Genomic DNA, 12,316 nt, shown 5'->3' with positions numbered 1-12,316 from the left:
GGATCCCTCAGTCCGTAGGGTAGCCATTCATGGCTACCTGGTTCGACGATTTCGCTGTGACTCCGGTGCAAGGTCCAGAAAAGACCAGCCCGATCGCAAAGAATAACTGCATCCATGCAGATCGGCCTCGCCGTCCATGGCTCGGACGCTTTGCTCTTCGGGCTGGTCTTTCCTGTCCCCTTAGGCTTGATCATGGCTTTTCTGCTGCATTAGCATTCAGTTGCAATCACTCAACAGCAGAGCATTCCAGGTTTATCCGCGCGCGCTTTTCGCTATCCTTATTCAGTGCCACAACACCACAGGAGGTGAGCATTGAATATTATTGCGATCATGGGACCGCACGGCGCTTTCTACAAAGATGAGCCTATTCGCGAACTGGATGCCGCCCTTAAGCTGCAAGGCTTCCAAACCGTTTACCCCAATAATGCCAGCGACCTGCTGAAGTTGATTGAACACAATCCGCGTATCTGCGGTGTGATTTTTGACTGGGACGATTACAGTCTGGCGTTGTGTAGCGACATTAATCAGCTCAATGAATATCTGCCGCTGTATGCCTTCATCAACACCCATTCGCAGATGGATGTCAGCATCAACGAGATGCGCATGGCGCTGCACTTCTTTGAATATGCCTTGAGCGCCGCCGATGACATCGCGCTGCATATTCGTCAGTACACCGATGAGTACATTGATAACATTACGCCGCCGCTGACCAAAGCCTTGTTCACCTACGTCAAAGAGGGCAAATACACCTTCTGCACGCCGGGCCACATGGGCGGCAGCGCCTTTCAGAAAAGCCCGGTGGGCAGCCTGTTTTATGACTTCTTCGGCTCGAACACCTTAAAAGCAGATGTCTCGATCTCGGTCACGGAATTGGGTTCATTGCTCGATCACACCGGCCCGCATCTGGAAGCGGAGGAGTACGTCGCGCGCACCTTTGGCGCTGAGCAAAGCTACATGGTGACCAACGGCACATCGACCTCGAACAAAATCGTCGGCATGTATGCGGCTCCATCGGGCAGCACGGTGCTGATTGACCGCAACTGCCATAAATCGCTGACCCATTTGCTGATGATGAGCGACATCATCCCAATCTGGCTCAAACCGACGCGCAACGCGCTGGGCATTCTGGGCGGCATTCCGCAGCGCGAGTTTACGCGTGACAGCATCCAGCAAAAGGTCAACGCCACGCCGCGTGCCAGCTGGCCGGTGCATGCGGTGATCACCAACTCAACCTACGATGGCCTGCTGTACAACACGCAGTTCATCAAACAGACGCTGGATGTGCCGTCGATCCACTTTGATTCTGCGTGGGTGCCGTACACCAATTTCCATCCGATCTATGCCGGTAAAAGTGGCATGAGCGGCGATCGTATTCCCGGCAAAGTGATTTACGAAACGCAATCGACGCACAAACTGCTGGCGGCGTTCTCGCAGGCCTCGCTGATTCACATCAAAGGCGATTACGACGAGCACACCTTTAACGAAGCCTACATGATGCATACCACCACCTCGCCGAGCTACGCGATTGTCTCGTCGATTGAAACTGCAGCGGCGATGCTGCGCGGCAATCCGGGTAAGCGACTGATCAACCGCTCGGTTGAACGTGCGCTGCATTTCCGTCGTGAGATTCAGCGCTTGCGGGAAGAGTCTGACGGCTGGTTTTTTGATATCTGGCAGCCGGAGCAGGTCGATCAAGCCGAATGCTGGCCGATCCAGCCGGGCGAGGAGGATTGGCACGGTTTCACCCATGCCGATCGCGATCATATGTACCTCGATCCGATCAAAGTCACCATTCTGACGCCGGGCATGAGCGAGCTGGGCAACATGGCGGAAGAGGGCATTCCAGCCGCGCTGGTGGCGAAGTTCCTCGATCAGCGCGGCATCGTGGTGGAGAAAACCGGGCCGTACAATCTGCTGTTCCTGTTCAGCATCGGCATTGATAAAACCAAAGCGATGAGCGTGCTGCGTGGGCTGACGGAGTTTAAGCGCGCATACGATCTCAACCTGCGGGTGAAAAACATGCTGCCGGATCTCTACGCTGAAGATCCCGACTTCTACCGCAACATGCGTATTCAAACGCTGGCGCAGGGCATTCATCAGTTGATCCTGCAACACGATCTGCCGCGCCTGATGTTGAAAGCGTTCGACGTGCTGCCGGAGATGAAGATGACGCCGCATCAGGCGTTCCAGCGCCAGGTAAAAGGTCAGGTGGAAACGGTGGATATTCGCGAGCTGGTGGGGCGCATTTCCGCCAACATGATTCTGCCGTATCCGCCAGGCGTGCCGGTGGTGATGCCGGGTGAGATGATCACCGAAGAGAGCCGTTCCGTGCTCGATTTTCTGCTAATGCTTTGCACCATTGGTCGGCACTATCCCGGCTTCGAGACCGACATTCACGGTGCGACGTTGACGGAGGATGGGCGTTATCTGGTGCGCGTATTGCGTGAAGATGACGAAGGCTAACTTAGGACAATCACCTCTTTTCATCGCCGCATTTGCCACGTAGGGTAAGCGGCTTATGTGAAAACCGGAGTCGCTATGCTGCAGATAAAACAGATCCACCACATCGCCATTATTGCCACCGATTATCAGCGCAGTAAGGCGTTTTATTGTGATGTGCTGGGCTTTGAATTGTTGGGTGAATATTACCGCGCCGAGCGTGACTCGTGGAAAGGCGATCTTGGCCTGAACGGGGTTTACACCATCGAGCTGTTCACTTTCCCCTCGCCGCCACCACGCGTAAGTGGACCGGAAGCCTGCGGCCTGCGTCATCTGGCGTTTTGCGTTGAGGATGTTGAGCAGTCCATAGCGGCGCTGGCGGAGAAGGGCGTGACGTGCGAGCCGATTCGTATCGATGCGTTAACCGGTAAAGCCTGCACCTTCTTCCCCGATCCGGATGGTTTGCCGCTGGAGCTGTATCAGGCGTAAACTAGCGTCCGCCGCGAGCCGCAATTCGGTGGCTCGCCCGGACGGAACGCGCTCATGTCTTTATCTCATCTTGCTTCGCTGCTGACACCCGACGCTGGCTATGTGCTGGCGTTCAGCGGCGGACTTGATTCCACCGTGCTGCTGCATCAATTGGTCTGCTGGCAACGTCAGCAGCCAGCACTACGCGTGCGCGCGTTACACGTCCATCATGGTCTCAGCCCGAATGCCGATAGCTGGGCGCTGCATTGCCAGCAAGTTTGCCAACAGTGGCAGATTCCCTGTGAAGTGCTGCATGTGCAGGTTGATGGTCGCGCCCACGGCATTGAAGCGGCCGCACGCGAGGCGCGCTATCAGGCGGTGTTTCAGCAGCTGCAACCCGGTGAGCACTTACTTACTGCTCAGCACCTTGACGATCAGGCGGAAACGCTGCTGCTGGCGTTAAAACGCGGCAGCGGACCGGCAGGCTTGGCCGCGATGCCGCTGCAGCGCAGCGTTGGTGAACATCGGCATCTGCGTCCGTTACTCGACGTCAGCCGTCAGCAGATGGAAAACTATGCTGCCGAGCATCAGCTGCGCTGGATTGAAGATGAAAGCAACGCCGATAGCCGCTATGACCGCAACTTCCTGCGTCAGCAGGTGCTGCCGCTGTTGCAGGCACGTTGGCCGCACTTCAGCGCCGCCAGCGCGCGCAGCGCCGCACTCTGTGGCGAGCAGGAGCAACTGCTCGACGAGTTGCTGGCGGAACAGCTGGCGCAGCTTAGCGATGCACAGGGCGCGCTGTACTTCCCGCCGTTAATGAATATGAGTGAAGCGCGGCGTCATGCGCTGTTACGCCGCTGGATTGCGCAACAGGGCGGCGCGATGCCTTCGCGTGAGGCGCTGAAACGCATCACCGATGAAGTCATCAACAGCCGTGAAGATGCCAAACCTTGTTTGCGCTTCGGCGCTTTTGAGCTGCGCCGCTATCGCCAGCAACTTTATTGGTTAACGCCGCAGCCATCGCTTAGTCAGCACTCGCTAACCTGGCAGGACCGCACGCAGCCGCTTGATTTACCGGCCGGATTAGGTTCGCTGCACGCGAATGCGTGGATTGGCGAGCTGCGCCAGCCGACAGCGGATGAAGCGATCACGGTCCGCTTTCAGGCGCAAGGTTATTATCACCTGCAGGGGCGCGCAGGTGGCCGCGAGATGAAAAAGCTGTGGCAAGAGCTGGGCATTGCGCCCTGGCTGCGTGAACGTATCCCGTTGATTTACTTTAACCAGACGCTAATTAGCGCGCCGGGGCTGTTTATCACCCGCGAAGGCGCGGCCAGCCATGAGCAAGGCTGGCAGGCGTTCTGGTTACCACAACAATAAAATGGAGAGCAATGATGAAACTTTGGCTGGCAGCGACGTTATTCGCTGCGGCGCTGCCGGCGTTGGCCGACGGCGATGTGAATGCGGGCGCGCAAAAAGCGGCAAGCTGCATGGCGTGTCACGGTGCGGAAGGCAAAAGCGCGGTGCCGCTCTATCCCAATCTGGCCGGGCAACACGCGCCTTATCTGCTGCATTCACTGCAAGCCTATAAAAAAGGCGAGCGGAGCGGCGGTCAGGCGGAAGTGATGAAAGCGTTTGTGGCGGGATTGAGCGATCAGGATATGGCAGATTTATCGGTGTATTACAGTTCGTTAAAACCTTAAGCGAGGTGGGCGGGATGTGATTCCCGCCCGAGAGAGGTTTTACTCGTCTTCGCTGACGATAACGGTGCCCAGCTCCGGATGTGTGAAGCTGGCGATGTGGTCGAGCCGCACTTCGCGGGTCTCGCCTGAGAGATCGACGGCAAGGTACTCGACGTTTTTACGTGAGACCATGTCCACGGCTTTCGCCTTGAGCTGATCGCCGTTTTTTAACTCTAACGACAGCGTCCAGTTTTTTTGGCAGGCGAGTTCGAGGTTGTCGTAATCATCGCAGTTGATGGGTTTGTAGGCTTCATTCGTCAACATAGTCGCTCACCAATAAGTTTGCAGCGGCATACGCTGCTTGTTCCCTGAGAGAAGAGTTTAGCGCAGAATCAGCGGCAATATCGTTGAGAGCCTTCAACGCACAACCTATGGCGTCTGGCACATACCCAAGGTCGCCGCTACCAATTTCGGCATACTTCTGGCGAACTAACTCACAATACTTTTGCACATACACCTCCTCAGCAGAGTTGATACTCTGGATGATAGGCGACTATATCACAGGAATTTCATGGAAATCAGCCCGGTCGTCACGGGAATGATGCAAGGAAATGGGCAAAAGTGACATTTCGCGCTGGTCTTATGCACTCAGCGTGCGCACAAAAGGTTAAGTTGATGAACAGGTTATTACGCGACGCAACGTCGAGCCAAACGGTAGGTGACAGATGATTGTGCTGTCTCGATCGCTTTCACTTGCAGATAATGAAGTGGAACTCAGTGCCATCCGTGCGCAAGGTGCCGGTGGCCAGCATGTGAATAAAACCTCTACGGCGATTCACCTGCGGTTTGATATTCATGCCTCGTCGCTGCCGCCGTTCTACAAAGAGCGACTGCTGGCGGCGAGCCACCATTTGATTACCGCGGAAGGCGTGGTGATCATCAAAGCCCAGGAACATCGCAGCCAGGAAATGAATCGGGAAGCGGCCGTGCAGCGGCTGATTAATCTGATTCAGGAGTTAACCACGGTGGAAAAAGTGCGGCGTGCGACCAAACCGACGCACGGCTCTAAAGTGAGGCGGCTGGAAGGTAAAACCCGGCGCAGTAACGTGAAGGCAATGCGTGGAAAGGTGCAATAAAAAACGCCTCCGGCTGGAGGCGTTTTAGCGTTACTTGTTCAGGGCTTTCGCCAGGAAGTCGACGATGTCATGTTGCTTAATCATCTGCTTCTCGCTGGCGGTACGCGCCTTGTACTCAATCTCTTCGTTATCGAGATTACGATCGCCAATCACGATAGTGTGCGGCACGCCAATCAGCTCCATATCGGCGAACATCACGCCTGGGCGCTCTTTGCGGTCATCCAGAATCACGTCAATGCCTTTGGCACGCAGCGTGTTGTACAGCTCTTCAGCCAACTGCTGCACACGGAAAGATTTGTGCATGTTCATTGGCAGGATTGCCACTTCAAACGGTGCCAATGCCGCTGGCCAGATAATGCCGCGCTCGTCGTTGTTCTGCTCAATCGCAGCCGCCACAACGCGCGTGATACCAATGCCGTAGCAACCCATGGTCATCACCTGGTTACGACCATCTTCGCCCTGTACCGCCGCTTTCATCGCTTCGGAGTACTTGGTACCCAGCTGGAAGATGTGGCCGACTTCGATACCGCGCTTAATCAGCAGCGTTCCTTTGCCGTCTGGGCTTGGATCGCCTTCTACTACGTTACGGATATCTTCCACACGAGGTTCTGGCAGATCGCGTCCCCAGTTGATGCCGCTCAAATGCTTGCCATCAATGTTCGCGCCGGCGCAGAAGTCGCTGGTTTTCGCCACGGTACGATCGGCGATCACTGGCATGGTCAAACCGACCGGGCCGAGCGAGCCTGGACCGGCACCCAGCAGCGCGCGAATCTGCTCTTCACTCGCCATCTCCAGCGGTTCAGCGACGATATCCAGCTTCTCCGCTTTGATTTCGTTCAGCTGATGATCGCCGCGCAGCAGCAGGGCAACCAGTGTGTGGCCGCTCTCTTCGGTGGCTTTGACGAACAGCGTCTTAACGGTTTTCTCAATCGGCAGCTGATGTTGCTCAACCAGCTCGGCGATAGTCTTGGCGTTTGGCGTATCGAACTGCGTCATGGCTGCAGTGGCCTGCGAACGCTCGCCCGCTGGTGCTAAGGCTTCGGCTTTCTCAATGTTGGCCGCGTAATCGGATTCGCTGGAGAAGATCACGTCATCTTCACCGCTCAGCGCCAGCACCTGGAATTCATGTGAGGCGCTGCCGCCGATAGAACCGGTGTCAGCTTGTACGGCGCGGAAATCCAGGCCCATACGGCTGAAGCTCTGGCTATAGGCGCGGTACATCGCGTCGTAGGTTTCCTGCAGCGATTCCTGCGTGGTGTGGAACGAGTAAGCATCTTTCATGATGAACTCGCGTGAACGCATCACACCAAAACGCGGGCGCACTTCATCGCGGAATTTGGTCTGGATCTGATACAGATTGAGCGGCAGCTGCTTATAAGAGCTCAGCTCGTTGCGGATCAAATCGGTGACCACTTCTTCGTGGGTTGGACCCAGCACGAAGGGACGCTCGTGACGATCTTTAATGCGCAGCAGTTCCGGGCCGTACTGCTCCCAACGGCCGCTCTCTTCCCACAGATCGGCAGGCTGAACCACCGGCATGGAGATCTCAATCGCACCGGCGTTGTTCATCTCTTCACGCACGATGTTTTCAACTTTTCGCAGCACGCGAATCCCGGTCGGCAACCAGGTGTAGAGACCGGAAGCCAGTTTGCGGATCATGCCGGCGCGCAGCATCAGCTGGTGGCTGATCACTTCTGCATCGGAAGGTGTCTCCTTCAGAGTGGAGAGCAGATATTGAGTAGTACGCATTGATTACGATTCCAGTTATACGGAAGGAAACTGACAAAATTTTTCTGGCGGCTAGTGTACCAGCGAGATCAATCACTCAAAAGCGGGTTTTAACGGGGATCGAGGGCGATCACCTCGGTTCCTGCCTCATCAATGCGCCAGCGCACGTTAAAGTCGAGTAGCCAGGCGGCATATTCACGATCTTCCGTCTCACCTTTACGGTAAGCCGGGCGCGGATCCTGCGCCAGCACTTCGCTAATGAAACGCGCTAGCTGCGGATAGGTTTTCTGCTGCTGCTGAAGCTGGCTCTGCGCCAGCGGCGAAAAGCGCACCGGCATGGCGGCATCAGGCGCCGCCTGCGCAAACCCGGCGCGCGCATCAGGCAGCGCTTCGGCAAACGGCAGATAAGGTTTGATATCCACCACCGGCGTACCATCAACTAAATCGAGGCTGCCGAGCTGCAAGATTACCTGCTGCTTCTCGCAGCGAATGCCTTTTAACTCAACCAGCGACATGCCGATAGGATTGGGACGGAAGGTTGAACGTGTCGCGAATACGCCCATTCGCGCATTTCCACCGAGGCGCGGTGGACGCACAGTCGGACGCCAGCCACCTTCCATGGTTTGGTGGAACACAAACAGCACCCACAAATGACTAAACGCTTCCAGCCCGCGCACCGCTTCCGGCTGATTGTAAGGCGGCAGCAGATGCAGCTCGCCGCCGCCATCCTGCACCAGACCGGGCTGGCGCGGGACGGCAAACTTCTCTTTCCACGGCGAACGAATTACGCCGATTTGCGCGAAGGCAAACTCACTCATTGATTCGAGACTTTCAGTGCGGAGCCCTGGCAAATAGCCTGGCGATAGCATCCCGGCGTGCTGGTGACAATTTCGCACTTATGCAGCAGGACGGCGTTGGCTTTCATGCCGGCTGCGCGGATCTGCAGGCGCTTGCGCGCGGTGTTGATGTTAGGAGGCGAATCCTGGCTGCTGCTCTGGCAATCTTCAGCGGAGACTTCGCCCAAATCGCGGAACGGGTTGCTGACCAGATCGGCCGCATCGGTGTAGATCTTCACCGGCGCGGGACGTGGAGTCGGTTTGCGTTCTGGCTCGCTGGATGCCTGTTGCGGACGAGAAGGAGCACTGCTTATCGGGTGATATTCACGCACACACCCGGTTAGCATCAATGCCAACAAGCAGAGCGGTAAAAAACGCATGGCAACATCCTCAAGTAATAAAAAGTGGCGTTATTGAAACAAGGACGACAATAAATAACAAGTCAGGTGCAATTTATGGCAAAAGAAAGGGCGGCCGAAGCCGCCCTGCAAGGCATGAAAGGTGAAAATTACCAGCCTTTCACTGCGCCGCCGTTGAAGATCTTGTTGGCCGCTTCAGACACTTCGTCTGATTGGTAAGCCTGCACAAACTTCTTCACGTTCTCAGCGTCTTTGTTGTCTTCGCGGCTAACAATCAGGTTCACGTAAGGTGAATCTTTGTCTTCCACGAAGATGCCATCTTTCGCTGGCGTCAGACCAATCTGGCTGGCGTAAGTGGTGTTGATCACCGCCAGTGCGATCTGCTGATCGTCAAGTGAACGTGGCAGCTGCGGCGCTTCCAGCTCAACAATCTTCAGCTTTTTCGGGTTCTCAGTGATATCCAGTGAGGTTGGCAGCAGGCCAACGCCATCTTTCAGTTTGATCAGGCCGACTTTCTGCAGCAGCAACAGTGAACGTCCCAGGTTGGTTGGATCGTTCGGGATAGCAACCTGTGAACCGTCCTGCAGTTCATCCAGTGATTTGATTTTCTTCGAGTAGCCAGCGATTGGGTAAACGAAGGTGTTCGCTACGATGGCCAGCTTGTAACCGCGATCTTTGATCTGCTGATCCAGATACGGCTTGTGCTGGAAGGCGTTAACGTCAATATCACCTTTGCTCAGCGCTTCGTTTGGCAGCACGTAATCGTTAAAGGTAACCAGCTCAACATCGAGGCCATATTTCTCTTTCGCCACTTTCACTGCAGTCTCAGCAACCTGCTGTTCAGCGCCGACAATCACACCCACTTTAATGTGGTTTGGATCTTTTGCTTTCTGATCGCATCCTGCCAGCGCAATTGCGCCAATCAGAGCACCCACAGCGGCAATCTTTTTAAATGTAAAAGACATATCCTTTCCTTAATAGAGGACTATTGATGTTGCTTGCTTACTTATGGGACACAGCACGTACAATGCGGTCGCCACAGAATTGGATTAAATAGACCAGCACAACCAGCAGAACCAGTACGGTGTTCATTACCGTGGCGTTATAGCCAATGTAACCGTATTGGTAGCCAATCTGGCCCAAACCGCCTGCGCCAACCGCTCCGCCCATTGCGGAGTAGCCAACCAGCGTAATCAGGGTAATTGTAGCGGCATTCACCAGACCTGGCAGCGCTTCTGGCAGCAGGACTTTACGCACGATCTGCAGCGGCGTGGCGCCCATGGCGCGAGACGCTTCGATCAATCCGGTTGGCAGTTCCAGCAGGGCGTTTTCCACCATGCGTGCAATAAACGGCGCGGCGCCGACGGTCAGCGGCACAATCGCGGCTTGCAGGCCAATCGAGGTGCCGACAATGGCGCGGGTGAAAGGAATCATCCATACCAGCAGGATAATGAACGGAATTGAACGGAAGATATTGACCAGCGCCGACAGCACGCGATAAAGCGCGTTGTTGGCCAGAATCTGGCCGGGACGCGTCACATACAGCAGCACGCCAACCGGAAGACCGAGGACAAAACCAAAGAAACCAGAGACGAAGGTCATCATCAGCGTTTCCCAGACGCCACGCGTCAGTAACCACATCATCGCTTCAGACATAACCCAACACCTCTACTTTCACATGATTTTCTTTCAGCCAGGCAATCGCGGCTTGTGTATCTGTTTCACTGCCATCCATCTCAGCCAGCATGATGCCGAACTTCACGCCGCCGGCGTAATCCATCTGCGCACTGATGATGTTGTTATTAACGTTAAAGCGGCGGGCCGATTCTGACAGTAGCGGAGCATCCACCGATTTGCCGGTGAACTCCAGACGCAGCAGCGGCACGCTATCAGCTGTTGGCTGTGGCGCCATGCGTTGCTGGTAGTCGTCGGGGATATCCAGATGCAGCGTCGATTGAATGAACTGCTGCGCCAGCGGCGTTTTCGGATGCGAGAACACTTCGCTCACGCTGTCTTTTTCAATTAACTCACCATTGCTGATTACGGCAACCTGATCGCAGATGCGTTTCACCACATCCATTTCATGGGTGATCAACAGAATAGTAATGCCGAGACGACGGTTAATGTCCTTAAGCAGCTCCAGAATCGAACGCGTGGTAGCGGGATCCAGTGCGCTGGTGGCTTCATCACAAAGCAGCACCTTAGGATTGCTCGCCAGTGCGCGGGCAATTGCAACACGCTGCTTTTGTCCGCCAGAGAGATTCGCTGGCCAGCTATCATGCTTGTCTGATAATCCCACCAGATCCAACAATTCACTTACGCGCTTCTTTATCTGTTCGCGTGAAAGATTGCCTAACTCTAAGGGCAGCGCCACGTTGCCGGAGACGGTGCGGGAGTTCATCAGATTAAAGTGCTGGAAAATCATGCCAATCTGGCGGCGTGCCAGCGTCAATTGACCAGAAGAAAGAGTGGTTAATTCCTGGCCATCAACCAGTATGCGTCCGGACGTTGGGCGCTCCAGCAGATTGACGCAGCGAATCAGTGTACTTTTACCGGCACCGGAGGAACCGATGACGCCATAGATCTGTCCAGCAGGCACGTGCAGGCTGACGTTGGACAGCGCCTGAATGGTGCGTGAGCCTTGCTGGAACACTTTGGTGATATTTTCGAGTTTAATCATTAGTTTATTTATTATCGTGTTGCATAGTCCGTGGTGTATCGGGCTTCACTCAGCAGGGCTGTGCGAAATTTGGATGGATGTTAAGGCATCCAGACGGCTAAATCAATGGAAGTCATTCAAACTGCCATTCTCTCGCTATACGCAATCATGCGATACTTAGCGACACATTTTCAGCAGGAGTTTCTACGTGGCGAACAAAGTCCCGGCTATTTTTCTTGATCGTGATGGCACATTGAATGTCGATCACGGCTATGTTCATGAAATCGATAATTTCGAATTCATTGATGGCACAATCGAAGCGCTACAGGCGCTGAAGAAGATGGGCTATGCGCTGGTGCTGGTGACTAACCAGTCGGGCATTGCGCGTGGCATGTTCACCGAAGATCAGTTTATGCAACTCACCGAATGGATGGATTGGTCGCTGGCCGATCGTGATGTTGATCTGGATGGCATCTATTTCTGTCCGCATTTGCCGGATGCAACGGTTGAAGCGTATCGCCAGGAGTGTGATTGCCGTAAGCCGCAGCCGGGCATGTTGCTCTCCGCGCAGCAACATCTGGATATCGATATGGCTTCTTCTTATATGGTAGGCGACAAAATAGAAGATATGCAGGCGGCGTTAGCTGCAGGTGTAGGTACCAAAGTGCTGGTGCGTAGTGGCAAGCCGGTAACGGCAGAAGGTGAAGCGGCGGCGGATTGGGTGATTAATAGTCTGGCAGAGCTGCCGGCACGCATCAAAAAGGCCTGAAAACGGGCCTTTTGCGCAAATTTCAAGCGAACAGCAAAAAACTTGAAATTTGCACTTGTCAGCTCCGAATAACTCCCTATAATGCGCCACCACTGAGACGGCAAAGCGGCAACGCAGACGGCTCAGCAGGGAGTGAAGAAATTCATCCCGCCGGATGAAAACGCTGAAAAAAGTGTTTGACTCCTAAAGAGGAAAGCGTAGTATACGCCACCTCGCGACAGACGGTTCAGCCGCTGTTCGCAA

14 protein-coding genes are annotated in these 12,316 nt (G+C 55.0%); 6 read left to right on the top strand and 8 right to left on the bottom strand.

All coding sequences use genetic code 11. The annotated features are described in order from the left end of the window. Positions 1-312 precede the first annotated feature (312 nt). From HX773_RS14015 to HX773_RS14000, 4 genes are all read left to right on the top strand, one after another. Positions 313-2,463, top strand: coding sequence for a lysine decarboxylase LdcC (locus HX773_RS14015; RefSeq protein ID WP_176972021.1), 2,151 nt, complete (start codon positions 313-315; stop codon positions 2,461-2,463). A 75-nt stretch (positions 2,464-2,538) separates the two neighbouring features. After that, positions 2,539-2,928, top strand: a complete 390-nt coding sequence (locus HX773_RS14010; RefSeq protein WP_176972020.1) for a VOC family protein — start codon at positions 2,539-2,541, stop codon at positions 2,926-2,928. Positions 2,929-2,982: 54 nt separating this feature from the next. Continuing rightward, the gene (tilS, locus tag HX773_RS14005) at positions 2,983-4,284 is read left to right on the top strand and encodes a tRNA lysidine(34) synthetase TilS (RefSeq protein ID WP_176972019.1); all 1,302 of its coding nucleotides are present in this window, start codon (positions 2,983-2,985) and stop codon (positions 4,282-4,284) included. Between the two features lie 14 nt (positions 4,285-4,298). After that, entirely contained in the window at positions 4,299-4,607 is a 309-nt protein-coding gene (locus HX773_RS14000) for a cytochrome c (RefSeq protein ID WP_176972022.1), read from the top strand. A 39-nt stretch (positions 4,608-4,646) separates the two neighbouring features. Here HX773_RS14000 and rof read toward each other — a convergent pair whose 3' ends face one another. Then, positions 4,647-4,910, bottom strand: a complete 264-nt coding sequence (gene rof, locus HX773_RS13995; protein WP_176972018.1) for a Rho-binding antiterminator — start codon at positions 4,908-4,910, stop codon at positions 4,647-4,649. Next, positions 4,897-5,097 (bottom strand): YaeP family protein, encoded by a 201-nt coding sequence (locus HX773_RS13990; RefSeq protein WP_036622231.1) that lies wholly within the window; start codon positions 5,095-5,097, stop codon positions 4,897-4,899. The genes rof and HX773_RS13990 overlap by 14 nt, the downstream gene beginning before the upstream one ends. Before the next feature lie 214 nt (positions 5,098-5,311). On the opposite strand from HX773_RS13990, the gene arfB reads away from it, so the two are divergent. Then, complete coding sequence (arfB, locus tag HX773_RS13985) at positions 5,312-5,722, top strand: alternative ribosome rescue aminoacyl-tRNA hydrolase ArfB (protein ID WP_154154056.1); 411 nt, start codon at positions 5,312-5,314, stop codon at positions 5,720-5,722. 30 nt (positions 5,723-5,752) lie between these two features. On the opposite strand, the gene proS is transcribed toward arfB, so the two are convergent. The 6 genes from proS to metN form a co-directional block, all read right to left on the bottom strand. Next, the gene (gene proS, locus HX773_RS13980; protein ID WP_176972017.1) at positions 5,753-7,471 is read right to left on the bottom strand and encodes a proline--tRNA ligase; all 1,719 of its coding nucleotides are present in this window, start codon (positions 7,469-7,471) and stop codon (positions 5,753-5,755) included. An 89-nt stretch (positions 7,472-7,560) separates the two neighbouring features. Further along, a complete protein-coding gene (gene tsaA, locus HX773_RS13975; protein ID WP_176972016.1) occupies positions 7,561-8,268 on the bottom strand; it encodes a tRNA (N6-threonylcarbamoyladenosine(37)-N6)-methyltransferase TrmO in 708 nt (235 codons plus the stop codon). Next, positions 8,265-8,666 (bottom strand): Rcs stress response system protein RcsF, encoded by a 402-nt coding sequence (gene rcsF / locus HX773_RS13970; protein ID WP_061718072.1) that lies wholly within the window; start codon positions 8,664-8,666, stop codon positions 8,265-8,267. The genes tsaA and rcsF overlap by 4 nt, the downstream gene beginning before the upstream one ends. Positions 8,667-8,794: 128 nt before the next feature. Then, positions 8,795-9,610 (bottom strand): MetQ/NlpA family lipoprotein, encoded by an 816-nt coding sequence (locus HX773_RS13965; RefSeq protein ID WP_110867582.1) that lies wholly within the window; start codon positions 9,608-9,610, stop codon positions 8,795-8,797. A gap of 37 nt (positions 9,611-9,647) precedes the next feature. Further along, complete coding sequence (locus HX773_RS13960; RefSeq protein ID WP_008108449.1) at positions 9,648-10,301, bottom strand: methionine ABC transporter permease MetI; 654 nt, start codon at positions 10,299-10,301, stop codon at positions 9,648-9,650. Continuing rightward, entirely contained in the window at positions 10,294-11,325 is a 1,032-nt protein-coding gene (metN, locus tag HX773_RS13955) for a methionine ABC transporter ATP-binding protein MetN (protein ID WP_176972015.1), read from the bottom strand. Before metN ends, HX773_RS13960 begins: the two co-directional genes overlap by 8 nt. Before the next feature lie 187 nt (positions 11,326-11,512). Here metN and gmhB point away from each other — a divergent pair, with 187 nt between their 5' ends. Next, positions 11,513-12,073: a D-glycero-beta-D-manno-heptose 1,7-bisphosphate 7-phosphatase gene (gene gmhB, locus HX773_RS13950; RefSeq protein ID WP_176972014.1), complete on the top strand. Its 561-nt coding sequence runs from the start codon at positions 11,513-11,515 to the stop codon at positions 12,071-12,073. The last annotated feature ends 243 nt before the right edge of the window (positions 12,074-12,316 follow it).

Origin of the sequence: Pantoea sp. B9002 (assembly GCF_013385945.1) — a bacterium.
Lineage (GTDB): Bacteria > Pseudomonadota > Gammaproteobacteria > Enterobacterales > Enterobacteriaceae > Pantoea.
Note: the sequence above shows the minus strand (reverse complement) of the source record. Positions and strands in the feature narration are given on the sequence as shown.